This window comes from Bythopirellula polymerisocia (assembly GCF_007860015.1).
GTDB lineage: Bacteria > Planctomycetota > Planctomycetia > Pirellulales > Lacipirellulaceae > Bythopirellula > Bythopirellula polymerisocia.
This window is the reverse complement of record NZ_SJPS01000004.1, coordinates 319,179-344,532: the sequence shown is the minus strand read 5'-3', so window position 1 is coordinate 344,532 and position 25,354 is coordinate 319,179. Positions and strand designations below refer to the sequence as shown.

Here is a 25,354-nt window from a genome sequence, read left to right as displayed (position 1 = left end):
ATGTGAAGACCAATCGGCGGCAGGCAGTCCAACTGGAAATGCCTCCTCGGAACGGAAAATCTGCATGTCAATGTGGGCCAAATTATCGAGCAGAATCGACCACACTCCCGATTGGGATTGCATTTACGTCGATCTGCCATAGAATCACGGACCCCTAAATCAACACTTCACGTCGTCAATCATTACTTATGCACCGGCTAGGCTGTCAAGTGGTAGCTTGCCGGGCAGCCTCGACTCAGGACGGTTAGATGGCAAGCCCGTTTCGCTATTTTCGCAAGCATCAAAAGGCATTTTTAGCCGTGGCAGCAGTCGTTGCCATGTTTGTTTTCGTCATCGGCGATGCAATGTTCGGATATATTGGACAGTCTCGCGGAAGTAGTAATCCGAATACGGTCGTCGCTGAGTGGAAGGGTGGTTCGCTCACGGTTCAAGAGTTGGCCAATTTGACCCAAAGGCGCTACTTCCTCAGCGAGTTTCTGAAACGCCTCCGCATGACGGGTGCCCAGCAGATTATGGAAGAGGGGGGCACTCCGACGATGCCCTCGGTCCCAGACTTTGTTCTGCCCGAAGGAAGCAGTTCACGAGATGTGCAAGTGGGTGTCGTCACGACCCGCATCTTGGCAGAACAGGCCAAGAATGCGGGAATGTCTGTCAGCGACGGCATGATCAATCAATTTCTGAAGGAAACCAGTTTCCGCCGCGTTTCCGATCGGGGGATCATGTCTCTGCTCTCAGGTGTGCAGCAGGGTGATCCGCGGTTATTGGAAGAGCAATTGTTCTCAGGTTTACGAGAGTTGCTGCTAGGAAACACGTATTTTGGAACCTTCGGTTCGAACGTAAGAAACGTGCTGCCTGAGCAACGCTGGGAAGATTGGCGCCGCATTAACGAAAGGATAGCTCTCCAAGCAACCCCTATCGCGGCGGCGGATTTTGTAGAGAAAGTCCCTGATCCCAGCGAGGCCGAACTTCTGGCGTTTTATGAGCAGTACAAGAACAATGTCCCTGGTCTCGTTCATATGGTCTTGGGTGCCCAATTGCCCGCACCGGACCCAGGCTTCATGCAGCCTCGGCGAGTGAAGCTCAACTACATCTTGGGTGACGTGAATAGCTGGAGAGACGAGTATCGTGATTCGATCACCGACGAGGAAATTGCTGACTACTACGAACGGAATAAGCGAACCCTGTTTGATAAGCAGGGTGGCTCAAGCAAGTTCGACGACAGCCTGTTTAATTCTGACTCTGGTGACAAATCCAAGGAGGAGGAGGATGAATCCACAGAGAATACTGAGGCAGAATCGAGTGAGGCAAGTGATGAGGCCAACGCTGCTTCACAATCAAGCGAATCCGCAAACGACGCTGAGGACTCTACTGACGACGCGACCGAAGAACCTGCTACTCCAGAAGACGATGAGTCCAGCAATTTGACCTCCCCGGGACATATCCGTCTGGTCGCATTCCAGGACACTGACGATAACAGCGACGAATCCTCGGACGTTGAACGAGCCGATAATGGGGAAACCACTGATTCGGATTCCTCAGATGACGACAACTCTGGAGATGCCTCGGACTCCGAAGATGAAGCTGAATACGAACCGCTCGAAGATGTCAAAGATTCCATCCGCGACAAGCTGGCGACGGACAAAGCTGTTGTGGAACTCAAAAATAAGATTGAAGACATATTCGGAGAGCTTCAGTCGGAGTACAACCCCTACGGTTTCCAGGTCGTCTCGGCCCGGACAGAAGAGAAAGAAATCCCTGCTCCTCCAAAGCAACTCACCAATCTCAAAGAACGTGCTGCGGCGGCGGGTTTGATCTCTGAAGAGACATTGCTTGTCACCCAACGGGAGTTGGCCGATACTTTTGTTGGCAAGGCGATTGATGCTCAAACCAAAGGACAGTACGTGGTCCAGGCAGCATTTTCATCGCTCGCGAATTTCGAACCGTATTTAGCTCAGGACCTGGACGGGAACTGGTATCTCGTCACGAAGATTCAGGATGTACCCGAGAAAATCCCAGCCTTCGAGGATATCCGCGGCGAAGTCGCAGAGGCCTGGAAGCAACAACAAGCAGCGAAACTGGCATTAAAAAAAGCAGAAGAACTCGCTTCAGAAAGCGAAAAGCTGGGTGATTCGCTTGCCAATTTTATGGTAGGCAAGCCCTACGAGGTCATCACGACGGACCTCTTCAGCTGGCTGACATTTGGTTCGACGGCAGAAGTCGAACGGGGACCACGCCTGGGAGAGGCCCCCCCCCTGGAAGCCATTGGACCCAATTTTATGGAGAAGGCCTTCAGTCTCTCTGGCAAGGAAGTCGCTGCGGTTCTCAATTACGATCAAACCATCGCTTACATCATCCAACTCGATCGTCGTGAACGCCCCGAAGACGAGCTGCACCAGGTTTTCCTCTCAGAAGCAAACACTTGGTATGGTGGCCAGGTAATGATGATGGCACGTTGGCAAAACCAACAGCGTCAAGTTCTTGAGGAATTGACGAAGCGCGTCGGCCTAGACCTGGAGAAGCTCGAAGAGTTCCTCAACCCGACGCAGGCTGAAGAAGAGGAATAGATAACTTGTCATCCCGATGGGAGTTCCACGACCAGAGGGATCTAGGTTGAAAAACTACTACGCACGGAGAGTATCTTAAAGGTCTACTTGGATTTCTCAACCCGTGCGATTCCTTTCGGAATGAGAATTCTACTACCCGCGCTGTGGTTTAAACACGACTACCGCCAATGGAGGCAAAGTCATCAGCAGCGAGTAGGGTCGCCCGTGGCTTTCGCTTTCCTCAGCCTGGAGGCCCGGGTAGTTGCCAACGTTGCTGCCGCCGTAATATTTGGAGTCGGTATTCATGACTTCGGCATACCAGCCTCCTTCCGGAACGCCAATTCGGTAGTTTTTCCGCACCACAGGCGTAAAGTTACAGGCGACCAGCACAAAATCTTGTGGGTTGGTTCCGCGGCGGAGATAGACCAGCACGCTATCGTTGTGATTGTGGCAGTCAACCCACTCGAAGCCGGTGTGATCGAAGTCTTGCTGGTGGAGGGCTGGATCGTTGCAGTACAGCTTGTTCAGATCGGCAACCAATCGCTGCACCCCCTGATGACTTTCCCACTCCAAGAGGTCCCATTGCAGATTCTCGTCACAGTTCCATTCATTCCACTGGGCAATTTCGCCACCCATAAAGGTTAGTTTCTTCCCCGGGTGGGTCCATTGATAACCGTATAAAAGCCGCAGGTTGGCAAACCGCTGCCAAAGGTCGCCTGGCATCTGGTCGAGCATTGAGCCCTTGCCGTGGACCACTTCATCATGGGAGAAAGGTAGGACGAAATTCTCGGTGAAGGCGTAGATCAACGAGAACGTCAACTCATCGTGATGATAGCCACGGTGAATCGGTTCATGCCGGAAGTAACGCAGGGTATCGTTCATCCAGCCCATGTTCCACTTCATGCTGAAGCCCAGGCCGCCAACATACGTGGGCCGCGACACGCCTCCCCAGGCGGTGGATTCCTCGGCTACTGTCAGCACTCCTGGATACTGCAAGTGGACTTGTTCATTGAATTCCTTCAGAAAATCGATGGCAGCAAGATTCTCTCGACCGCCATATTGGTTGGGAATCCAGTCGCCGTCTTCTCGGCTGTAGTCGAGGTAGAGCATCGAGGCGACCGCGTCCACTCGCAGGCCGTCGATGTGGTACTTGTCGAGCCAGAAAAGGGCGTTGGATGTGAGGAAGTTGCGGACTTCGTTCCGACCATAGTTGAAAATCTTCGTTCCCCAGTCGGGATGCTCACCCTGGCGAGGATCTGCATGTTCGTAGAGGGCCGAGCCATCGAAGAAATCGAGTCCATGGCTATCCTTGGGAAAATGCGCCGGGACCCAGTCGATCAGCACCCCGATGTTGTGCTGGTGGAGATAGTCCACGAAGTATTGGAAATCCTCGGGAGTGCCATAGCGGCTCGTGGCAGCGAAATAACCGACCGTTTGATAACCCCAGCTCCCGGTAAACGGGTGCTCGCTCACTGGCATGAGTTCGATGTGGGTGAAGCCCAGCTTCTCGCAGTAAGCGGCGAGTCGGTGCGCCAAATCGCGATAATTGAGCCATGGGTGCTGCCAGTCGTCACCCCGCTGCCAACTCCCCAGATGCACTTCGTAGATGGAAAGCGGGGCTGTGAGTGGATTGTGGTTGGCCCTCTTTGCTATCCACTCTTCGTCACTCCACTGGAAGCCATCTAAATCGGAAACGATGTTGGCGGTCTTTGGGGGGACTTCCGCAGCGAAACCGTAGGGATCGCACTTCTCGACGACATTGCCATGGTTTTTGACCGAGAACTTGTAGAGAGTTCCCAGCCCAAGCTCTGGGATAAACAATTCCCAAGTGCCACCTGGCAGGTGTTTACGCATTGCATGTTTGCGACGATCCCAGCCGTTGAAATCCCCAACGACACTGACGCTCTCGGCGTTGGGTGCCCAGACGGCAAAGTTAACCCCCTTGATGCCGTCGATTTCGCGGAGGTGGGCTCCTAATCGACGATAACTGTCCCAGTGGCGACCTTCTCCAAGCAAGTGTAGATCGTAATCAGTCAACAAAGTGGGGAATGAGTAGGGATCGTGCATAGTCGTCTGTTCGCCTGCTTGATTCACACTGCAGAATTGGTAATTACGTCCCTGCTTACGATTGTAAACTTCTGGTTCACAAATTGCTTCATAAAGCCCTGCAGGGTGGATCCGCCGCATAGGCTGCCATAGCCCATGTTGCTTGTCGACCAACCAGACCTGCTTCGTCTCAGGGAGATAGGCTCGAATAGCCAGCGCCCGCCGACCTTCGTCCTCGATCTCATGGGGACCAAGGACCTCAAAAGGGTTGTTATGATATCCGTGAACAACTGGCGCAATGGCATTGAGATCAACTTGAGTCCGCACTGGTGATTGTCCTAATCTATGTTTCTGTTGTACTTGAAACGAATTGGCTTTACTGCCCATTCTGCCTAGATAACGCCAATATTTCCTATCATCACTTGTTTTTTGCCATCAGAAGGGCAAGTTTCTTGCATGCTCAGTGAGATTCTTGTCTGGTCACACCGCCCCCTGGATGGCCGGCCTGGATGGGATCCCCAATCCTCTCAGGGAGTCTATCCAATGAAGTGCCCGCCCAAGTAGTGATCGTTGCCATTTTTTGGATGGCTGCCGACTCGAAGCCAAATCGGCCCGATGCGGCCAGTCAGTGGCGGGTGCGCTCTTTCTCGATACCACTCGGCGCGGCATTTTTTCCCCGACCGGCGGACTCACTTCGCGAAGCTGCGGAGCGACCTCGGCTTCCGGCTGAGAGGCGACTGGAGCAGCCTCGGCGGACTCCTCGAATTGCCAAGCCTGGCACTCGACTTCATGGAACAGCAGCGCCCGATCGATACGCTGCCAGAGATCGCAGTCCTTAACCGGAACGATTCGACCGAACCGTTCCCAGCGCCACTCGTTAGCCCGCCACTCGGTCAGGCCGTGTTTGATTCCACGGCTCACATAGCGACTGCGGGTAACGAGCGTCACCCGTGCGGGACCATCGAGTGCCTCGAGTCCGCGAACTACTGCCAACAGTTCAAGCCGTTCACCGCACGCCGCCGGTTCCTGATCTGAAACAGCGAGTCGTCTGTTTGACTCAACATCTTGGAGCACGAACCGCCAAGATTTGCCGGCAGGGGCACAACAACTTGCCTCTGAAAAGAGCAAGTAATGGGGAGATGTGTTCATAGAGGGACGCGAATTGGCTAAGCCCAACTTTGGACAGGCCAACTTCTGTTACAGGGTTTTAGGGCCGAAAGCCTCAAATGCTTCCTGCCCAGCGGGGAGTATCGGAAGACTCGCGTCCACTGCGGGCCTGGACAAAGCTAACCCTGTCCAGAGAACGTTATCGACAAACCCACCGCAATCTCTCCAGTTTATCAAGATGAGGATTTTCAGAATTTCGTAAGCCAAACTCTCCCAAGCTTACACTGCGACTGGACAGCGTTTTTTGAGCCTCGGCTTTTCGAATTCAAGATCCTAAGTGCCGGTATTCGTGCTGCAACTCGACAAGCGCGGCCAACTCGTTGCGCTCTTCGCGACTAGCCCAGCCATCAACCACCGCCCACGTAAGTCGGGAAATCTCCTGCTCAAGACTCTCAGCAGGCGTCAGCTTCTGGTCTGAGAAATCACTGGTCCTATAAAGGGTTCGGCCTGCGACAACGGCTACATCGGAATCTACTCGAGTCATTTCCCGGATCATAGCGATGAAACTCCCTAATCAAGTTGGTACCCAGACAATTGGTTACTCCTGAAATTGCCCCGTATCCCATAGGGGCAACTGCTATGCCATACAATTGGGAATCGGAGGAGCCAGTTTCCAAGTACTGATTTGGGAATGGTTTACGATGAAAAGGTTGGCAATTGTGATGAACAATAAAATGCAGTTCGCTTAAGTAAGCGGCATTGAATGCCCGGCAGTGGGGCAGATTTCATCTTGTGACTGATGGTTCATTATTCTGAGTAGGCAACGCACACACGATTCTAAGGACCACAAGAAACTATCGGCGGGAAGCGTGTGAGTTTGGGATTCGTGAACTTTTGATAGAAGTCCTTCATGACTACTAATGCCCGCCTGCATCTTTATCGGACTCCATTGCTATGAAGCTCATGAGGCACGCCACATACCTCTATCTCACTCCTCGTCTCTTTTCCTTACATATCAGATTCACATCCTTGTTGTCCCCGGACAACATCGCTGCTGACTCGGCGTTGGTTTTTCGCAGCATAAATCTCTGAGCTGGTAGCCCGTCGACTTCCGTCAATCGACGCAAGTCCCTTCAACACAAGGTGTTACAGAATCCTTCCAGTTCTTTCGGGAAGCCCGGCACGTCCTCTGCAATCACACATGCCAGCGATTCACTCCAAACGCAGGCAACTCAAGAGGCACAGCCGTGGCAACGAAAAACCGCAAGAGTTCGACCCCTAAGCTCAAATCCCCTTCCAAGACAGCGGCTCGTAAGAACGGCAAATCGCCTCGCTCAGCAAAAGAACGAGACTTCAAAGACGAAGAGGGATCAGATGTCGATGATGTTGAAATTGATGATGACACGGATTCTGCCGACGATTCAGAGGGGGACGAGACAAGTGCGATTGATGACCCCGTGCGGATGTACTTGATGCAGATGGGCGAAATCCCAATGCTCAACCGCGATAGTGAGGTCTATTCAGCTCGAAGGATTGAAGCGACTCGTACTCGGTTTCGCCGCTCGCTGATGGGCAATGACTTCATGCTTCATGGGGCGGTCGATCTCCTACAAAAAGTGTACGACGGCAACCTGCGACTCGACCGCACGATCGAAATCTCGGTCACCAACACATCCGAGAAGAAACGAATCCTTAAACGAATCGGACCCAACCTGGTTACGATCCGCCATCTCTTGTCGCAAAACCAGATCGACTATCGGACCGCCGTCAGCCGTCGCGCCACCGACCAACAAAAACACGCAGCCTGGCGACGCTTGGTGATCCGTCGCAACAAGGCCGTCCGACTGGTCGAGGAGCTGAACATCCGCTTGCAGAAGTTGATGCCCTTGTGGGAGCAGTTGCAAGAGATCTCCCAGCGGATGACCTCAATCAAGCAGCAACTTCAGCATCCCGAGGAACTGTTGCATGCGGTCCTGCAACGTGAGTTCACCGAAGAAATGAAGTACTTGATGAAGATCTCGCTGGAAACTCCTCGGACGCTCCACCGTCTTGTCCGCAAAACGACTGCCCGCAAAGAAGCTTATGATGCCGCCAAGCGGGAACTTTCCGCAGCCAACCTCCGATTGGTTGTTTCCATCGCCAAACGCTACCGCAATCGTGGGATGAGCTTCTTGGACCTGATCCAAGAAGGGAACACTGGTCTCATGCGGGCGGTCGATAAGTTCGAACATGCCCGGGGTTACAAGTTTTCCACCTACGCCACTTGGTGGATTCGTCAGGCGATCACTCGAGCCATCGCCGACCAGAGTCGCACGATCCGGTTGCCCGTCCACATGATTGATACGATGAGCAAGATTCGGATCGTGACAGCCGAGTTCGTCCAGGAATTTGGTCGGGAACCCAACCCGGAAGAGATCGCCGAGCGGGCGAATATCTCCATCGACGATGCCCGTTGTGTCTACAAGATGACACGGCATCCCTTGTCGCTCGATCAGCCGGTGGGAGATCACGAAGACAACTACTTCGGCGAATTTCTCGAAGAGCAGCGGGACGACGATCCACTCTATGACACAAACCTCGAAGCACTCAAGCTGAAACTCGAAGAAGTGATGACCGACCTCTCGCACCGTGAACGGGAAATCCTACGCCTGCGATATGGCCTGGCCGACGGCTACACCTATACGCTCGAAGAGGTGGGCAAGATTTTCTCGGTTACCCGCGAACGTGTCCGCCAGATCGAATCGAAGGCGGTTCGCAAACTTCAGTCGCCGTATCGCTGCCGCTCACTAACTGGCTTTCTAGACGGTGTTGAACCGGCACCGATGGAGAGCACCTAAATCAGTCCCCCCTGTGTTATGGGGATGCGTCGGTTTTCCTCCCGCCGGCGCATCCTCATTTGATATCTTCAAGCGATTGAAAAACAATCAATCTCTAGTCGCAGCAACTCTTGCGCGACTGCCGCCGCCGACGCAGGTCTGCGGAGCGGGTCTTTGGAGAGGAGCCTGTGGACGAGAGACGCCACTGGCTTTGGCAATTGGGGAAGCACTTCGCGGATGCAGGTCGGCTTTGCTTCTCGGTGCATCCGCACCAATTCATCGGGAGACTTAGCCGCAAACGGTACCCGCCCGGCGATCAGCTCGTAAAGTGTGACTCCCAAACTATAAAGATCACTCGATTCATCGACCGCCAGACAGGAAGTTACGGCCTCGGGGGCGATGTAGTTTAGCGTGCCGGTTACCGGCCTCAGGGACCAGTGCCGCGCTTCGTAGGCCGCAAAGGCAAACCCCAAGTCGATGAGAGTCGCATGCCCTTCGCGGGAAACGATGATATTGCTTGGCTTCACATCCGAGTGGATCATCTTGGCCGACTCGTGCAGTGCACTAAGGGCTTCGGCCACTTGGCGTACAATCCACAGGCTCATCGGCACGGGAAGTCGTGTCCCATGCTTCAGAATTTCCGCCAGCGTACAGCCGGGGATTCTGGGGGTGACATAATAAAAAGGGGCATGTTGTACGTTGGCCGACAGGACTGGCAAGAGGTGGGGATGCGAAATCTGGCTCCCGACGAACACCGCGCGGCGTTGCATTTCAATCGTCTGCGGATCGCGCCACCATTCCTTGCGCAGTGCCTTCACTACGTAGCGGGGGGTCTGGCTCGACGGCGCATCAGCAGGACGGGCCGAATAGACACGCGCCAGTTCGCTTTCGCTCAGCAGCTGGACCAACTGCCAGGGCCCCATGCGGCCAATCGCGGATTGTGGGGCCGAGCTCCCAGTGGCGGCAAAATTCGTGGAAACTCGAGACGTACGTTCTACGGTAGCCATGCTGTGATGTCGTCTAGCTAAGAAAAAGGGTCGAATCCTAGGACACGAGATTTGCGGGGTGTCCTTGGTTCGTTTGGGTCCTGCAGACTGCCAATCAATGCAAGCGTAAGCTCACGGGTGGTAGCCGCAGTATTTGGGTCTACCCCTTCCATCGACCGATTGAGGCCTGGCACTCGAACACCATCCACAGCAGATTCTATTGTTTCCACTCTCGCGCGCGAAAATGGCAAAGCATGGCGATTCTTAACGTCAGATGCCGACGTATTTTGCATGCAGTGTGCGGGCTAGGGCCGGGTCGTCAGTGCCCCCGACGATCGTACGTCCGTCGGCGAACACTGTCAGCAAGTAATCTCCCACGGCTAGTCGCACCAGATAGGGGTTGGTCGTTACTCGGCCAATGCTACCGAGCCGCTCTGCTAGCACTGCGAGGTCGACTGACTCCCCAGCAGTGGGAGAAATCTGAACGGAATTTCTGCCGCACAAGCTGGTAACTGCGGCCCCCTTTTCCCCTTTGAGCCAGGGGAACTTCCGCTCACCGCAGGTAGGGCAATCCGCGCGACGACTCTTGGCCATATTGATCGAGCGTAACTGGTTATTCCACAAGTCTAGCACTGTGAGGTAGGGATTCACGGCCGCCGCATTTCCACTGCCGAGCTTCAAAGCCTCCGTCGCTTGGAGCGAGGCGATCACACCTACCAGCGGACCAAGCACCCCAGCCGTTTCGCATGTCGGCTGACTACTGGCGGGAGGAGGTTCGGGCAGGAAACAACTCAGGCACGGCGTCTGCCCGGGGAGGATCGCCATAGTTTGCCCCTCGGCACCCACACAACCTGCGAATACCCATGGCAAGCCTTGCTCGACTGCCAGATCGTTGAGTAAATAGCGGGTCTCGAAATTGTCGGTGCCATCTACTAGTACATCCATGTCAGTAGCCAGTTGCCGGATGTTTGCCGCGTCTACGTCTGCCACCACCGAGTCGATCTCGACTTGTGAGTTCACCTGACCAAGTCGCCGATGAGCGGCAATAGCTTTGGGTAGTTGGTCGGCAGCATCCTGTTCGGAGAATAAAACCTGCCGATGTAGATTATCGAGTTCAACGAAATCACGGTCGACGATCCGCAGATAACCGACTCCCGCGCGAACCAGTTGGTCTGCCACCACGGAGCCAAGTGCCCCACAGCCACAGATCAACATGCGGGCTTTGCTGAGGCGCTGCTGTCCCTCGACTCCGAACGGCGCGAAGCGGGTTTGGCGAATGTAGCGGTCGGGGATGTTAGCGGCTTCTTCCATGTTCACAGTCTACACAATGTAGCCTGCCAGATCGAAATGAGGTGCCAACGCGGCCTGCAACCGATCGCAGTGGGAGCGAGCCTCTTCAATGTCACACTCGGGACCGTTGGATATTGCGATTACTGGTACGTCTACCTTTGCGAGCCAAGCTGGAGGGCGTTCGCCGGGGGAGAGTTCCACGGCCAGTGCCGATGCTTGGATCACTGAGCAGCCCTCTGCGCTGCTTTTTGCGCTGATACAAGCTGCGACGGGGCTATGCAGCGGCAATCGTGGATCGTCGGCGCCTTCGGTCAATTGCTCCGCACTCAACAGGACGAGCATCACAGCGGGATACCAATCAGATTTTCGGCAGCGGTCTTGCCAAGGTTGCGTGTCGTCGCGCAAATCTGCGATCAAGGGAACTCCCAGCCGGCTTGCCAATTCGCAGACTGTAGCATCTGGGTTACGGACAAGGAGGGCCGTCTCACACTTGCGAGCCAATTGCAGCAACTTTTCATCTGGCGAAGTGCAACGTAACCCGCGGAGCACGAGTCGTTTGTGTTCCAACCGAAAGTTGCGGCCTTCCCCATGCCAGCGTTTCATGCCCGTTCTCAAAGTGACACACTCTGATCGGCCATCCGCCATTTGTAGATTCAATTGGAGGTCGTACATGAATGGCAAGTGCGGAGTCCAATAACAGGGTTCCATCACCAGGGTTTCGACTGAAACGGCTTGAGTGCCGGTTTGTCGCACGGGTCGCAATGGGAAATCGGCAGTCAGTGTCTTAGACCAGTCACAAAACGGCCCGCGCACTAAGCCGGTCATCTCAACTATCTCGGACTCTAACCGCGGCTCGATAGTTATGCGTGCATCGTTCTGTGTGCAATTGCCGATTCGGAACTTCAACTTGTCGATCATGGGACTTCTTCCGCGGCTAATTGTGCGGCCAGGAAACTACCGGTAATCGAGTTCGGATTCTCGCTGATCTGGTCGGGCGTTCCCACAGCGACCACTCGGCCACCATCGTCAGCAGCACCGGGCCCGAGGTCTACGATCCAATCCGCTGCTTGCATGATCAGCAGATTGTGGTCCACCACGACTAGCGAATGTCCAAGATCGATCAGCGAATCAAAGCAATCCAAGAGTTGCAGCACGTCGGATGAGTGGAGCCCGGTAGTCGGCTCGTCGAGCACGAACAGGGTTCGCCCGCGCCGCTTGGCCGACATGTAGGACGCCATCTTCAATCGCTGTGCTTCGCCGCCGGAGAGCGTATTGGCTGGCTGGCCGAGCCGCAGGTAATCAAGCCCCACGTCCATCAGGCACTTCATGTTGGCCAAAATCTTGCGGTGGCCTCGGAAGAAAGCGAAGGCTTCGCGTACCGACAAACTAAGTACCTCGGCAATGTTAAGCCCGCGGTATTTCACATCCAACACTTCATTCCGAAAACGGCGTCCCTGGCATTCGGGACATTTCATATATACGTCGGCCATCAGCCTCATGTCGATTTGCAAAAACCCATCTCCACGACATGCTTCACAGCGACCACCATCGACATTGAAACTGAAATGGCTCGCCTTGAAGCCATGAGCCTGGGCCTCGGTGGTGTCGGCAAAGAGCGCGCGGATCGTGTCAAACGCTTTGATGTATGTGATTGGATTTGATCTTGGAGTCCGACCGATCGGGCTTTGATCGATCAGCACGGCATCTTCGATCTGATGGACGCCCAGGATTTCGTCGAAAGATGCCGGGGTCTCAACATCCATCCGGAGACGTTGGGCGACTGCCGGAAATAAGGTTTGCTGTACGAGAGTGCTTTTGCCCGAACCACTCACGCCAGTCACCACACACATGACACCCAGGGGAAACTCCACTGAGAGATTTTGTAAATTGTTGCCGCGGGCCCCCTCAAGGCGAATCGCGCCATTTTCTGTAGGGCGCGGTGCACCGCGGTGTCCCAACGTTCGCCGCCCGGACAGCCAATCGCCAGTTCGGCTGTCCGTACATTCCAGCATCTCGGCAGGCGTTCCTTGGAAAACCACTTGTCCGCCAAACTCTCCCGCTCCTGGTCCCATTTCGACAACATGATCGGCACCTCGCAATACGGAGGCATCATGTTCGATCACAGCAACCGTATTTCCCCGGTCGCGAAGACCTTCGATTGCATCCACAAGCTGGGGGACATCGGCGGGATGTAGACCGATGCAGGGTTCATCGAGCACATAGAGCATCCCCACCAAGTTGGAGCCCAGGGCTGAGGTGAGCGACACCCGCTGTGCCTCACCGGCACTCAGCGTCCGAAGTGCTCGCTCCAACGACAGATGTCCAACACCCACTCGGTCGAGGTATTTTAGTCGGTTGATTACTTGTTCGAGCAGCAACCGTCCCACCTGTTGCTGCCAGTTGGAAAGTTCCAGCGCAGCTAACCAAGTGAGAGCATCGCGGATCTTCATGTGATAGATTTCCGCGACATTCTTGCCGCCGATCCTTACAGCGAGTGCCGAAGGATTGAGTCGTGCCCCGCCGCATGCCTTGCAGGGATAATAACTCCGCCATCGGCTCAGATACACTCTCAGATGCATCTTGTACTTGCGGCGTTCGAGCCAATTGAAGAAGCCGGTGAGACCTCCGAATTTACACTCCGGCACACCATTGTGGATGATCGTCAAATGTTCGGGGGTTAGCTCCTTAAAGGGAACATCCACCGGTAGGTCATATTGTTTCGCGAGTGCGAGTAGTTCCTGTAACTCATGCTCATAGGCCGGCGTGTTCCAAGGTGCAATCGCTCCCTCGCGGAGAGACTTGCCGTTGTCGGGCACCACGCGGTCCATGTCGATGCCTATCACATTTCCAAACCCTTCGCACGCCGGACAGGCACCGAGCGGGTTGTTATAGTTGAGTAACTGAGGTTCCAGAGCTGGGTAATCGACATGGCATGCTTCGCAGCGAAAGAACTGACTAAATCGACAGCGGAACCACGACTGACCATCGATCTCAACTTGGTCGCCTTTAAGCTGTGACTGCGTGCCAATCCCTTTGGGATCGATCCACACCAGCGAACTACCACACCCTGCCTCCTGAGCCGCCTCGAGTGAATCTCGCAGCCGAGTGGTTGCTTCGTTATTGGATACCACTCTGTCGAGAACAACCGCCACCTCATCTTGGCCAACAAGCTCATCCACGACCGTGGGGCTGAGTTCAGCGAAGCGGTCCCCGACGATGACGCGCCGATAGCCGAGTGCGATCAGATCAGCGATCCAAACTTCAACAGGACGATCCCCGCCGCGCTGCGAAGTGAAGCCGATCATCAGTCGGGTGCCGTCGGGTAATTGACCGAGTCTTTCGGCGGCTGACTCGGCAGAGTCCTGGCTTACCTTTTGACCACACCCGTGGCAAACCACCTCCCCGATTCGTGCCAATAAGAGTTGCAGGTGTTCGTTGATCTGGGTGGCCCTTCCTACTGTAGCGCGACTCGAGCGACCGACGTTCTTGCGGGTAACGGCAATCGAAGGGGGGATTCCTTCGATGCTCTCCGCGGTCGGTTTGTCGAGCTGTTCCAGAAATTGCCGCGTATAAGTGGAGAAACTCTCGATATAGCGTCGTTGCCCCTCGGCATAGAGGGTGTCGAGGGCCAGGCTCGTCTTGCCGCTGCCGCTGACTCCGCAAAAGGCGATCAGCTTCCGGTGCGGCAGATCCAGGTCGATCTTCTGCAGATTGTTGACGGCAACGCCGCGCAGGGAAATGGTGGATTTCGTCACAGGAGTGTGCCCAGCGTGCGATCACGGTTTCTAGATAAACCCTTGATTGTACGCGGCTGAGGCAAGTGTTGCACTGATGCCAACACCAAAGAATTTTTTACGAATCCACCGTTATCCGGCGAGAGAGGATCGAGGACCCTTTTGTATCGAGCCTAACCAGTCTTTTCCGCGAGGAATCCAGCCACCAGACGAATCGAATCGAATTGAAGATCAATTTGCCCAAGACTCCTTGACAAGGCAATTTTCAAACGGATAATTGCGTCTATTCCATTACTGATACTGAGTCTCGATAACAAACCGACAACTTCGCTGACCATCGCATTCTTGTTATAGGATCTGAAATACCATGGATTTTGCCTCCAAGTCCTCTAAATACGCAGCCAGCAAGCGTGCTAAAGCCTGTGCCAAAATGGCGTTCACCCTAGTGGAATTGCTGGTCGTAATCGCCATCATCGGAGTGCTGGTCGCTCTGCTGCTCCCAGCGATCCAGGCGGCCCGTGAAGCAGCCCGACGAATGACCTGCGCCAATCATATGAAGCAAGTCGCCCTGGCGATGCACAACTACGAGTCAACCAATAAGAAATTCCCCCCCAGCATGTTCATCGGGCCCAACCAATTCCGTTGGTCAGCCCAGGCCCGCATTTTGCCCTTCATCGAGCAGAATGGCATCGCAAACAATATCAACTTCACTGAAGATTATCACAACGTATTTCTCAATGGAAATCTGCTAAAGTCAATGCGCGTATCGGCATTCATTTGCCCCGATGAAGTCCGCGACGAACAGCGTGTCGACAGTTCCTCCGGCGAGCCGACGGATTATTTGCTGAATTACGGAGTCAATTGCGGAGTTTGGAAAGTCTACGATCCCCGTGACCAGAGCGGTGGAGAGGGAGCGTTTTATCCCAATGCCGGACTCGGGACAAACAATTTCACCGATGGTCTCTCCAACACCCTCATGCTCTCGGAAGTCAGAGGTTGGCAACCTTACTATCGTGATGGCAACAGTGGTACAACCACAATCGCTTCGACCACAAATGAAATATGTTCACTCGGAGGCAATTTCAAGGCCGACTCAGGGCACACTGAATGGATCGATGGCCGCGTCCATCAAGCGGGATTCACCGCGACCTTTACTCCTAACACACGCGTCACCTGCTTCAATGGCGGCACAGAATACGACGTCGACTGGAACAACCATCGCGCCGTCGGCTGGGACCCCGCGAATCCGGGCGGTTATCTCGCTGAGACGCAGGTTACTTATGCCGCCGTCACCTCACGCAGCTATCACAGCGGCAATTTAGTGAATACCTCCCGCATGGACGGTTCCGTGGATACAGTCAACGGCGATATCGATCTCTTTGTCTGGCGCGCACTGGCCACCCGCGAAGGCGGCGAGGCTATCCCCAGTGATAAATGAATAGCTTTCGGGACGACATCGACCCAAGTTCGCCTGACAGAGGCGCATGTCGAAAAGAAGCCCGTGAAGCAGGCAAACTGAATTTGGGCATTTGAGAGGAAAACTCACAAAATCTTTGTAAGAAATTCTGCGATTGAACGGCTATACTGCCATAGGCTCCTCTGATTCCGTGGCGAAAGGTGTAGAGATCATGCGATTTTCCTCCTTCCTTGTTTCCTTTGCGTTCTTCGTTTGCACGATTCTCACAGCAACTAACTGCTGGGCGCAATTGACTTCGCCGCAAATAGGCTGGCAAACGCAACTGAGCACCCTCGCCCACGGCGTCTCTGGAATGGTCACGATTCTGGACGAGGACTCGATTCAAGTCGACAACTTTACCTATGATGGAGGTGGTATCAGCGTTTTTTTCTACTTGGGGATGGACGACACTCAATCCTCATTCATCGCTGGAATCCCAATAGGCCCCCAGTTAAAAGGAACTACTTTTGACGGCACGCAGAGTCCACTCGTTTACGACCTCCCGCTTGGAAATACTCTCGAAGGCTTGAATGCGATCTCCGTCTGGTGTGTCGCTGCGACTGCAAGTTTTGGCTCCGGTTCATTTGCTGCAGCGCCTGGCCTCTCAGCCGATTTCGACGAAGATGGCGACGTCGACGGCCATGATTTCCTCATCTGGCAGCGAGGCGCAGCCAGCGGAGCAACTCTCTCCGATTGGCAATCGCAATATGGCGATGTACTGCCAAATCTAACTGCGGTCCCTGAGCCCTCAGGGGTGCTTATTGCCGCGATGATGCTGTTGTTGTGGATTTCATATTGCCGGCAGTAGCATAATTGGAGATTGCTACTCAAATCGCAGCAGAGCATATTTTTTCTTCCCACTCCGCAACACCATCACGCTCTCGCTCGCTAGGTACTCAGTACTGAGCAGTGCATCAATCCCCTCGATGCGGCGGTTGTTGATGTAGGCACCCCCCTGCTCTACCGTGCGGCGGGCTTCGCCTTTGGTTTTGGAGAGGCCGGACTCGACGAGGGCATCGACGATGGTTAATGTACCATCCCCAAGTCGCGAGCGGCTTAAGGATTTGCTGGGGACGTCGGCGAAGATTTCGGTGAGCTGCGCGTCGGAGAGGTCGGCAATTTCGGCGCCGAAGAAGATTTCCGTAGCCTTCTGTGCGGTTGCTAGTGCCACCTCGCCGTGGACCAATCGAGTAAGTTCCTCAGCGAGGCGGCGTTGGCTTTCGCGTTTGCCTGGATCGTTAACGCGAGCAATATCGAGTAATTCGATCACGTCTTGGGAAAGTTCGGTAAGCAGTCTGAGGCAGTTACCCGCGTCCGCGTCGTCGACGTTGATCCAGTATTGGTAGAACTGGTAAGGACTCGTTCGCTCGGCATCGAGCCAGACGGCGCCGCTCTCGGTCTTCCCCATTTTGGTGCCGTCCGACTTTGTGAGCAGTGGCCAGGTCAAGCCATAGAGCTGTGTGCCGCGCATGCGGCGGGCCAAGTCGATTCCGGCGGTGATATTGCCCCATTGGTCGCTGCCTCCGGCTTGAAGCTCGCAGCCGTACTCGTTGCTCAGATGCACGAAGTCGTAGGCTTGCAACAACATGTAGCTGAACTCGGTGTAGCTCATGCCGGCGCTACCGGCATCTTCACCTCGGCCTAAGCGACTTTTTACCGAGTCTTTGGCGAGCATGACGTTGACGGGGAAGTTCTTACCGATGTCGCGAAGGAAATCGAGATAAGTCCAGTTGCCGGTCCAGTCGAAATTGTTCACTAACAAAGCAGGATTCTTGGAGTCGTCGAAATCAAGAAAACGGGCCATCTGCTTGCCGAGGCCCTCGACGTTTTCCTGGAGTTGCTCCTTGGAAAGCAAATTCCGTTCATCGCTCTTACCGCTGGGGTCGCCGATCATCCCCGTCGCACCACCAACAACAGCAATCGGCCGATGCCCTGCCTGCTGAAAACGCCTTAGCATCAAGAGCCCCATTAAACTGCCGACATGCAAGCTGGAGGCCGTGGGATCGAAACCAGCATAAAGGGTGCGCTGCTTTTCGGCGAGCCAGGCATCAATGCCTTCGTCATTGGTGGTTTGATGAATGAGGCCGCGCCAGCGAAGATCGGAGAATAATGTCATTGCGGGTTGGGAATGCGGAGTGCGGAATGAAATCAATAAAACGTACGAACCAGAACAATTTCGAATCCCGAATTCTGAGATCCGATATCAACTTATCTCCACATATCATCCCCGGCAAAGGGATTGGCGAAACCGTCTAGCTTCGGTTTGGGGAGAATCTTGAGAACCTGCTCGGCGAGCTTGAGGTCATCGCGGGTGGTGATCTTCAGATTCATAGGTGAGCCTTCGACGATGCTTACCGGATGACCTGCCATCTCGATCAGTGCCGCATCGTCGGTCGCATTCTTACCGTCGCGGGCAGCGTAGGCCTCCACGAGCCAGTCTCGACGAAAAACTTGTGGTGTTTGTGCTTGCCAGAGCGCATCACGGTTGACCGTTTCGGTAATCTTGCCTTGGTTGACTCGTTTCAAGGTCGCAGTTTCTGGTATGGCGAGAATTGCCGCACCATCTTTCGCTGCCGCCTCGAAGACGGCGTCGATCCACTTGTCTGCCAGGCAAGGTCTGGCAGCGTCATGGACGGCGATCAAATCGATGTCCGGTTTGACTTTAGCGAGGCCTTTTTCCACGGAGTCGGCCCGCTCCTGGCCTCCACGGCAAACATCGATACCCAAGATAGCGATATTCGCCCCAAACTTTCGCTGGAATTCTTCCGTGTCCTTGTCGGCAATCACCACGATTACCTGCTTCACGTCAGAACGATTAAGAAACTTCTCCGCCGCGTGCAGCCACACTGCCCGACCAGCGAGCGGAGCAAAGGGTTTCTTGTAGTTCTTGTCATGAAACCGCCGACTGGCACCCGCGGCAGGCATGATCACGGCAACGTTTGACATTTGGGTAGTGGTTGGTGGCTAATGGTTGGCGAGCCGGATGCTTAAGCTTCCGGAACATGTGAATAGGGCAAAATAACACAATTCGGAATGCAGGGGTATTGTCTCAGCGGGCGCTAGCGAAGAAAAGTCTGGGCGAGTAGGCTAAATAGGACCAAAATGCCTGCTGACTGCCTCAAGTCTTGAGCTGCAATCTTTCCTCATCCAGCGAGAACCTGCAAACATGAGTGTTGGTAAATCCATAGAAAAAGATGCCGAAGAGTTCGCACAACGATACAAGGCTGTCAAAGAACAGTTGGGCCGTGTGATTGTGGGACACAGCGACATTCTGCATGGGGTGCTCACATGCCTGTTTGTGGGTGGCCACTGCTTGCTCGAAGGGGTTCCCGGTTTAGGGAAGACTCTCTTGGTGCGAACTTTGGCAGAGACGCTGGATCTGGACTTTTCGCGAATCCAGTTTACTCCCGACTTGATGCCCGCTGACATCTTGGGGACAAACATGGTAATGGAGACCCCTGAAGGCAAACGATCGTTTGAATTTCAAAAGGGCCCACTCTTTACGCAGATCTGCCTGGCCGACGAAATCAATCGTGCGACTCCCAAAACACAATCGGCGATGCTCGAAACCATGCAGGAGCAGAAGGTTAGCATCGCAGGCAAAGTATTCCCGATGAAGCTGCCGTTCTTCGTGATGGCCACGCAGAACCCCATAGAGCAGGAAGGGACTTATCCCCTGCCCGAAGCCCAACTCGACCGTTTTTTCTTTAAACTCGTGGTTGGGTACTCCAACCGGGAGGAATTGGCTGCGATTATCGATCGAACGACCCGAGGGGTGACGGTGAAACCAGAGAAGGTGATGGACGGCGCAGAGATCCTCCGCTGGCAACAACTCGTGCGCGAAGTAATCATCGCCCCGCATGTGCAGGATTATATCGTCAGGCTAACGCTGGCCACCCACCCCAATGGCCCGTTCGCCCAGCCGGCAACGAATCAATACTTGCGGTGGGGAAGTAGTCCTCGTGGTGCGCAGACGGTCACTCTCGCCGCGAAAGTGCGAGCACTCTTGAGTGGGCGCTACAACGTCAGCTTCGACGATATTCGCCGGGTGTATCTGCCAGCCATGCGGCACCGGGTAATCCTGAATTTCGAGGCGGCTGCCGAAGGGATTGAGCCTGACCAGGTGCTAACAGAAATTGTCAAGAAAGTGCCCGAGAAGGCGGACGATTTTAAAGTGGCATAAGGAAATGCGGAGTTCGAGGTGCTGCGTTGTGATTAAGGTAACCACAAAGTCATTCCGACAGGAGTTCCACGACTTGAGGAATCTGGGTTGTTCCATGACTCGGAATGGAACTGCACTGACTGTTCCACTCAGATTCCTCAGGTCGTGATACTCCCCTCGGAATGACATCGATATTATCCTTTTCTTGAATACTGACTGCTGGAAACCAAATTGAGCAAAGCGACCGAATCCTCACTGTTGTCCCCGTCGCTATTGGCTCAGTTAGAGCGACTGGAGTTGGTGACCCGCAAGATATTTCGGGGTCGCATGAAGGGGGAACGTCGTAGCAAACGTAAGGGCCAAAGCGTTGAGTTCGCCGACTTCCGAAATTACGTGGCCGGCGATGATCTGCGGATGTTGGATTGGAATCTGTATGCCCGACTCGACAAATTGATCCTCAAGCTATTTCTTGAAGAGGAAGACTTGCACTTCTATGCCTTGGTCGATGCGAGCTTGTCGATGGATTTTGGCGATCCGAGCAAACTCGAATACGCCAAGCAACTCGCTGCGTCTTTGGCATTCGTCGGTTTAATACGGGCCGACCGGGTGCGTATCGAGACCTTGGACCAACCCGTTTCTCAGCGAAACCCCGTCTATCGAGGTCGCGCAAGTGCCTGGCGAATGCTGCGACAAGTGGAAGCGATCGAGCCCCGCGGTGGGACGCAACTTGCAGCAGGTGTGAAAAACTTTTGTCTCCGCAATCCGGGTCGAGGAATAGTCGTTCTTATCAGCGATCTTATGGACAAGGATGGCTACGAGACGGCCCTTAACTATTTTCTCTCACACGAAATGGATTGCTTTGTCATCCAGGTGCTTTCGCAAGCCGAAATTGAGCCGGATGTGAAAGGAGACCTCCGGCTAGTGGATTGCGAAGACGAGGACGAAGCGGAGATTACCGTCAGCACTCCTCTCTTGAGAAAGTATCAGCAAACCCTCAATTCATTTTGCAGCGGGGCCCAACAGTTTTGTGCCAAACGTGGCATGCACTACCTCCTAGCAAATAACCAGACACCTGTCGAGGAACTGATCGCCAGACATCTGCGTCGCAGAGGACTCGTGCGATAACGCATCATGGACAGTCTGTTTCGCAACTCGTTGGGCCCCACCGCATGGATCATCATGGGGATGATTCCGCCAGCGATCTTTGCGCTCTATTTCCTGAAGCTCAAGCGCCAACCGTTGGAGGTGCCAAGTACTTATCTGTGGCACCGTGTGGTCGAAGATCTGCATGTGAACAGTCTGTGGCAGCGGCTGCGAAAAAGTTTGCTGCTGTTTTTGCAACTACTGGTCGTGTGCTTAGCCATACTGGCAATCCTGCGACCTGGATGGCGGGGAGAAACTCTTCAAGGGCAACAGTTTATATTACTGGTAGATAACTCGGCAAGCATGTCGACCGGCGATGGCGAGAACGGTCGCTCAAGACTCGTCGACGCCAAGCAACGAGTCGGAGCCATGATCGATCAGATGGACTCAGACATGACGGCAATGATCATATCGTTTGCTGAGCAACCCAACGTGGTGCAAGAATTCACCAACAATCGCCGACAACTTCGCGATGCATTGGATCGCATTTTGCCTTCTTCTGCCCAGACCGATCTCACGGGAGCTTTGCGGCTTGCCGATGGATTTGCGAATCCTGGCAGAGTGACGATAGAAGACGAAAACGCGGAATATGAAGTGACCGATCAGCAGGAGATTGAGTTGTTTATCCTGAGCGACGGTCGGTTTGCAGGCGTAGAAGATTTTTCTCTTGGTAATCTGCAACCAATGTTTTTGCCAATCGGATCCCTGACGGCAGAGAATCTGGCGATCACTGCCCTGAACACACGCCAAGGTGAGGAGCGACCTGAAGTCGTGCAGGCTTTTGTGCAAGTCTCCAATTTTGGCAGTTCTGACCGTTCGGCGGTGGTGGAACTCTATCTGAATGATCAATTGGTCGACGCAGCAGAAGTAAAGGTTCCTGCTGGGGAATCCGCTTCGACCACGTTCAATCTCAGCAAAGAAGCCGAGGGGGAACTTCGAGCAGTCATCGATCCAGGGAAGAATTCAGTCGACGGATTGAAGCTCGACAACACGGCTTATGCCGTTCTCGAGAATCGCCGCGATTCGCGAGTTCTCTTGGTTACCCCTGGCAATGCGTCCTTGGAAGCTGCCCTCACGACCGAGCGTGCCCAGCGCCTGGCGAAAGTGGAAAAGATCGCCCCTGCGGCCCTCGAAAGTGTCGATTTCAAACGGCAGAGTCAAACAGAGTACTACGATCTGATTATTTTCGACCAATGCACTCCCGAAATCATGCCCCAAGCGAATACGTTGTTCATTGGCACTCTACCACCGGGGAAACATTGGAACAAAGAAGAAACTGCTGAAAAAGTTTTTGGACCCCAGATCGTGGACTGGGAACGCAATCATCCGCTGTTGAGTCTGTTGGAGTTAGGAGGAATTCAAATCGCTGACGCAGTGATCGTGCAGCCTCCCTTGGGGGGGCGAGTACTTGTCGATTCAACGGATGGCCCTCTCATCGCCGTTGCCCCCCGAGATCATTACGAAGACGTCGTCATCGGGTTTGAGATTGTCGGCACAAATGCGGCAGGAGAACGCACGTTCAATACGGATTGGCCGAGGAAACATAGTTTTCCCGGTTTCTGGCTTAACGCACTGGAGCATTTCGCGGGAAATTCCGAAGACTCTCAGTTGGTCAACCGCCCTGAAAAAATGGTGGAATTGAAACTCAGCCCCACCGAGGAAAACGTCGAGGTCGTGTTGCCGGATGGGACACGTCAAAATGTCGCGGTGGACGAATCTGGCAGGTTGAACTTTCAAGACACCGAGCAACTGGGTATTTACGACATACTCGTGGGAGGGCGTATGGTCAAACGATTCGCAGTGAATTTGTTCGACCGACGCGAAAGCGATATTGCCCTGCGCGTTAGGCAAGCAGGGGAAGATAATCTGAACACCATCGAAGGTTTGGCGATAGGATACGTGGACGTGGCTGCCCAATCACCCCAAGCGGAAGTTCGGCGTGAATTGTGGAAACCCCTGCTGTTGCTGGCCCTGTTCGTATTGGTCCTGGAATGGTATATCTATAATCGCCGAGTGTATATCTAAAGGACTCGTAACGAGTTGCATCTGCTCTCGGAATTGAATGATCCCTCGCTGGGAACGCACCACTTAAGGCGGATCCTTTTCCGAAAGATAATGCACAAAGTAATTGATGAGCGACCAGCCAAGCGGAAGAACCGCGCTGCTCTTAAACGCTTGATCGAGAATGATCTCATACGTCGCGTGAGTGGCGACGAGTATCGACGCAAAGTACAACGAGTCTATGGCGGCCCAAAGGGGGCTCTCCTCTCGACAGCCAGCCTGCTTTCTCTGCACGTCCCTCTCGGCGAACGTTTATTCCGTACTCGCAAGTACGACCTTCGCGGTATGCGCTCGATTCTTGATGTGGGGAGCGGTGCCGGCCAAATTGCACAACACTTGCTCAAATATGCCGACCCCGATTCGGAGATCGTATGTACGGATCTGTCACGTCAAATGTTGCAGCGCGCTCGTATGCGTCTCAAGAGTACTCGACCTGAATTGGTCACAGCTGACCTGGAACGACTGCCATTTGCCGATGAGTCGTTTGACGGTGTCACATGTGGCTATGTGCTGGAGCACCTGCCCGACCCACGTCCAGGTCTCAGCGAGATCGCCCGGGTGATGCGCAAAGGGGGCCGCATGCTGCTGCTTGCCACCGAGGACAACCTAGCGGGGGCATGGACGAGCCGTCTATGGTATTGTCAGACTTTTAATCGAAAAATCCTCACACAGATTTGGGAAGAACTGGGACTTGTTTGTCGACAAGAGTTGTGGTTCACGAAAATGCACAAGGCTATGCGAGCCGGTGGGATTTGTGTCGAACTCGAAAAACTGTAATCAAAATTTTTGATTTGAACCTTAGCAATTCGGCAGATTCGTGCCTCCGCTTACCAGCTCAAGCACAGCGATCTCTGGAGGGCAGTTCCAGCGCAAAGGGGTTTCACCGCTAATGCCGCGCGTGACGTGCATCACGGTGTCGCCTTTGCGAAATGTGCCGCAAGCATAGCGCGTGCCGTAAAGGCTAGGTGCCGCGACCGCTCCTAGCAGGGGAAAGCATACCTGTCCCCCATGTGTGTGCCCAGCTAAGGCCAAGTCCACCCCCGTCTGGACTGCCCAATCGAATTGGTCAGGAGTATGCATCAAGCAGAGTCGGAAGCTTGGAGACTCGGACGCAGGAGGATGATCATCAGCCCAAGGATATTCGTCTCCCGAGACGGCTACTGATGTATCATTCCACTGAGTTCTAAGGCAATCGCACCCCACGTAAATCAGTCCCGCGTCCCTAAGTTCTGCAACCGTCCGCTTGCCATCGATAAAGAAATCATGATTGCCAAGGATAAAGTATACGCCGTAGCGTGCCTTCAATCGGCCCATACTCTCCCTAAGCCAGCCCCGGCAGGCCTCGTTCTCAATTAGATCACCAGTGATGGCGATAACATCTGCTGAGAGGCCATTTACCTCGTTCGCAACAAAACTGAACCATTCAGGGCCAATTCGACCAGTTAGATGTAAATCACTGATGTGGGCGATTCGCAAGCCGGCGAGCTTCTCCGGTAGTCGAGGGATAGAGAGGCGTTTGGTATCGATGGCTAGTTTGAGCGATTCATTCAGCGGAATTGCACCAAGGAGTCTTGGATATATCCCCAGGAATTGGTGATGTTCGAAGGGTTTCTCCGGCGTCACAAATTCTCTCTGCTTGTGAACGAGGATTGTCGGATCATCTTCTGGGTGATATCCCAAGACAAGTGCAAGCAGATTGCCAAGCCCGATAAAGAAGCAAAGCAAAAGATAGACACCGCCTGCAGTTTCGACGGGATGATCACTGCCTGTCGACAGAAAGGACGCTCCCTGGGTCCACCACTCTTCCACCACAACTAGCGGTAGCAAGATGAAAGCAATGCAACACAGTAGCGTAAGAAAATCGATCAGTCGGCGCGGACCATTCCAACCATGCAGGCGGTTTACAATTGCTACCCAGAAGTATCCATGACCAATGAGCGATCCCAGTGCAAGGACAATCAACACAAGTGGAAGCATAACTCAGTCGGTTTCTCTAGAATCAGGTCCCCG

At 54.1% G+C, this 25,354-nt stretch carries 18 protein-coding genes; 8 read left to right on the top strand and 10 right to left on the bottom strand.

Going from position 1 to position 25,354, the window contains the following annotated elements; all coding sequences use genetic code 11:
• Nucleotides 1–248: 248 nt before the first annotated feature.
• Nucleotides 249–2,564 carry a hypothetical protein gene (locus Pla144_RS14255; RefSeq protein ID WP_146451349.1) on the top strand — a complete coding sequence of 772 codons (2,316 nt, stop codon included), beginning with the start codon at nucleotides 249–251 and terminating at the stop codon, nucleotides 2,562–2,564.
• Nucleotides 2,565–2,696: 132 nt separating this feature from the next.
• Here the strand turns inward: Pla144_RS14255 and glgB are convergent, their stop codons facing one another.
• The 3 genes from glgB to Pla144_RS14240 all read right to left on the bottom strand — a co-directional run bounded on the left by glgB (nucleotide 2,697) and on the right by Pla144_RS14240 (nucleotide 6,240).
• On the bottom strand, nucleotides 2,697–4,916 hold the full coding sequence (gene glgB, locus Pla144_RS14250) for a 1,4-alpha-glucan branching protein GlgB (RefSeq protein ID WP_197530685.1): 2,220 nt from the start codon (nucleotides 4,914–4,916) through the stop codon (nucleotides 2,697–2,699).
• A gap of 153 nt (nucleotides 4,917–5,069) precedes the next feature.
• A complete protein-coding gene (locus Pla144_RS14245; protein WP_146451347.1) occupies nucleotides 5,070–5,738 on the bottom strand; it encodes an RNase H family protein in 669 nt (222 codons plus the stop codon).
• A 283-nt stretch (nucleotides 5,739–6,021) separates the two neighbouring features.
• Complete coding sequence (locus Pla144_RS14240; protein WP_146451346.1) at nucleotides 6,022–6,240, bottom strand: hypothetical protein; 219 nt, start codon at nucleotides 6,238–6,240, stop codon at nucleotides 6,022–6,024.
• A 703-nt stretch (nucleotides 6,241–6,943) separates the two neighbouring features.
• On the opposite strand from Pla144_RS14240, the gene Pla144_RS14235 reads away from it, so the two are divergent.
• Nucleotides 6,944–8,533 (top strand): sigma-70 family RNA polymerase sigma factor, encoded by a 1,590-nt coding sequence (locus Pla144_RS14235; protein WP_391580969.1) that lies wholly within the window; start codon nucleotides 6,944–6,946, stop codon nucleotides 8,531–8,533.
• A gap of 68 nt (nucleotides 8,534–8,601) precedes the next feature.
• On the opposite strand, the gene Pla144_RS14230 is transcribed toward Pla144_RS14235, so the two are convergent.
• The 4 genes from Pla144_RS14230 to uvrA form a co-directional block, all read right to left on the bottom strand.
• Complete coding sequence (locus Pla144_RS14230) at nucleotides 8,602–9,519, bottom strand: serine/threonine-protein kinase (protein WP_146451345.1); 918 nt, start codon at nucleotides 9,517–9,519, stop codon at nucleotides 8,602–8,604.
• A 249-nt stretch (nucleotides 9,520–9,768) separates the two neighbouring features.
• Nucleotides 9,769–10,809: a ThiF family adenylyltransferase gene (locus tag Pla144_RS14225; RefSeq protein WP_197530684.1), complete on the bottom strand. Its 1,041-nt coding sequence runs from the start codon at nucleotides 10,807–10,809 to the stop codon at nucleotides 9,769–9,771.
• 9 nt (nucleotides 10,810–10,818) lie between these two features.
• A complete protein-coding gene (locus tag Pla144_RS14220; protein ID WP_146451344.1) occupies nucleotides 10,819–11,706 on the bottom strand; it encodes a hypothetical protein in 888 nt (295 codons plus the stop codon).
• A complete protein-coding gene (gene uvrA, locus Pla144_RS14215; RefSeq protein WP_146451343.1) occupies nucleotides 11,703–14,543 on the bottom strand; it encodes an excinuclease ABC subunit UvrA in 2,841 nt (946 codons plus the stop codon). Before uvrA ends, Pla144_RS14220 begins: the two co-directional genes overlap by 4 nt.
• A 346-nt stretch (nucleotides 14,544–14,889) precedes the next feature.
• Between uvrA and Pla144_RS14210 the strand changes: the two genes are divergently transcribed.
• Together Pla144_RS14210 and Pla144_RS14205 are read left to right on the top strand one after the other, a co-directional pair.
• A complete protein-coding gene (locus Pla144_RS14210; RefSeq protein WP_231936371.1) occupies nucleotides 14,890–15,960 on the top strand; it encodes a DUF1559 domain-containing protein in 1,071 nt (356 codons plus the stop codon).
• Between the two features lie 190 nt (nucleotides 15,961–16,150).
• Nucleotides 16,151–16,786, top strand: a complete 636-nt coding sequence (locus Pla144_RS14205) for a DM13 domain-containing protein (protein WP_146451342.1) — start codon at nucleotides 16,151–16,153, stop codon at nucleotides 16,784–16,786.
• A 15-nt stretch (nucleotides 16,787–16,801) separates the two neighbouring features.
• On the opposite strand, the gene tyrS is transcribed toward Pla144_RS14205, so the two are convergent.
• Nucleotides 16,802–18,094 (bottom strand): tyrosine--tRNA ligase, encoded by a 1,293-nt coding sequence (gene tyrS / locus Pla144_RS14200; RefSeq protein ID WP_146451341.1) that lies wholly within the window; start codon nucleotides 18,092–18,094, stop codon nucleotides 16,802–16,804.
• Nucleotides 18,095–18,186: 92 nt separating this feature from the next.
• Nucleotides 18,187–18,924, bottom strand: a complete 738-nt coding sequence (gene ispD, locus Pla144_RS14195) for a 2-C-methyl-D-erythritol 4-phosphate cytidylyltransferase (RefSeq protein WP_146451340.1) — start codon at nucleotides 18,922–18,924, stop codon at nucleotides 18,187–18,189.
• 220 nt (nucleotides 18,925–19,144) lie between these two features.
• Between ispD and Pla144_RS14190 the strand changes: the two genes are divergently transcribed.
• The 4 genes from Pla144_RS14190 (at nucleotide 19,145) to Pla144_RS14175 (ending at nucleotide 24,121) form a co-directional block, all read left to right on the top strand.
• On the top strand, nucleotides 19,145–20,161 hold the full coding sequence (locus Pla144_RS14190; RefSeq protein ID WP_146451339.1) for an AAA family ATPase: 1,017 nt from the start codon (nucleotides 19,145–19,147) through the stop codon (nucleotides 20,159–20,161).
• A 210-nt stretch (nucleotides 20,162–20,371) separates the two neighbouring features.
• Nucleotides 20,372–21,265, top strand: a complete 894-nt coding sequence (locus tag Pla144_RS14185; protein WP_231936369.1) for a DUF58 domain-containing protein — start codon at nucleotides 20,372–20,374, stop codon at nucleotides 21,263–21,265.
• Between the two features lie 6 nt (nucleotides 21,266–21,271).
• Nucleotides 21,272–23,308 (top strand): VWA domain-containing protein, encoded by a 2,037-nt coding sequence (locus Pla144_RS14180; RefSeq protein WP_146451338.1) that lies wholly within the window; start codon nucleotides 21,272–21,274, stop codon nucleotides 23,306–23,308.
• Nucleotides 23,309–23,398: 90 nt separating this feature from the next.
• Nucleotides 23,399–24,121, top strand: coding sequence for a class I SAM-dependent methyltransferase (locus Pla144_RS14175; RefSeq protein ID WP_146451337.1), 723 nt, complete (start codon nucleotides 23,399–23,401; stop codon nucleotides 24,119–24,121).
• Nucleotides 24,122–24,142: 21 nt separating this feature from the next.
• On the opposite strand, the gene Pla144_RS14170 is transcribed toward Pla144_RS14175, so the two are convergent.
• On the bottom strand, nucleotides 24,143–25,321 hold the full coding sequence (locus Pla144_RS14170; RefSeq protein WP_146451336.1) for a metallophosphoesterase: 1,179 nt from the start codon (nucleotides 25,319–25,321) through the stop codon (nucleotides 24,143–24,145).
• Nucleotides 25,322–25,354: the final 33 nt, after the last annotated feature.

Coding starts and splice junctions, on each gene's coding strand:
- Pla144_RS14255 (WP_146451349.1), top strand. CDS start 249: ATGGCAAGCCCGTTTCGCTATTTTCGCAAGCATCAAAAGGCATTTTTA.
- Pla144_RS14245 (WP_146451347.1), bottom strand. CDS start 5,738: ATGAACACATCTCCCCATTACTTGCTCTTTTCAGAGGCAAGTTGTTGT.
- Pla144_RS14240 (WP_146451346.1), bottom strand. CDS start 6,240: ATGACTCGAGTAGATTCCGATGTAGCCGTTGTCGCAGGCCGAACCCTT.
- Pla144_RS14230 (WP_146451345.1), bottom strand. CDS start 9,519: ATGGCTACCGTAGAACGTACGTCTCGAGTTTCCACGAATTTTGCCGCC.
- Pla144_RS14225 (WP_197530684.1), bottom strand. CDS start 10,809: ATGGAAGAAGCCGCTAACATCCCCGACCGCTACATTCGCCAAACCCGC.
- Pla144_RS14220 (WP_146451344.1), bottom strand. CDS start 11,706: ATGATCGACAAGTTGAAGTTCCGAATCGGCAATTGCACACAGAACGAT.
- Pla144_RS14210 (WP_231936371.1), top strand. CDS start 14,890: ATGGATTTTGCCTCCAAGTCCTCTAAATACGCAGCCAGCAAGCGTGCT.
- Pla144_RS14205 (WP_146451342.1), top strand. CDS start 16,151: ATGCGATTTTCCTCCTTCCTTGTTTCCTTTGCGTTCTTCGTTTGCACG.
- tyrS (WP_146451341.1), bottom strand. CDS start 18,094: ATGACATTATTCTCCGATCTTCGCTGGCGCGGCCTCATTCATCAAACC.
- ispD (WP_146451340.1), bottom strand. CDS start 18,924: ATGTCAAACGTTGCCGTGATCATGCCTGCCGCGGGTGCCAGTCGGCGG.
- Pla144_RS14190 (WP_146451339.1), top strand. CDS start 19,145: ATGAGTGTTGGTAAATCCATAGAAAAAGATGCCGAAGAGTTCGCACAA.
- Pla144_RS14180 (WP_146451338.1), top strand. CDS start 21,272: ATGGACAGTCTGTTTCGCAACTCGTTGGGCCCCACCGCATGGATCATC.
- Pla144_RS14175 (WP_146451337.1), top strand. CDS start 23,399: ATGCACAAAGTAATTGATGAGCGACCAGCCAAGCGGAAGAACCGCGCT.
- Pla144_RS14170 (WP_146451336.1), bottom strand. CDS start 25,321: ATGCTTCCACTTGTGTTGATTGTCCTTGCACTGGGATCGCTCATTGGT.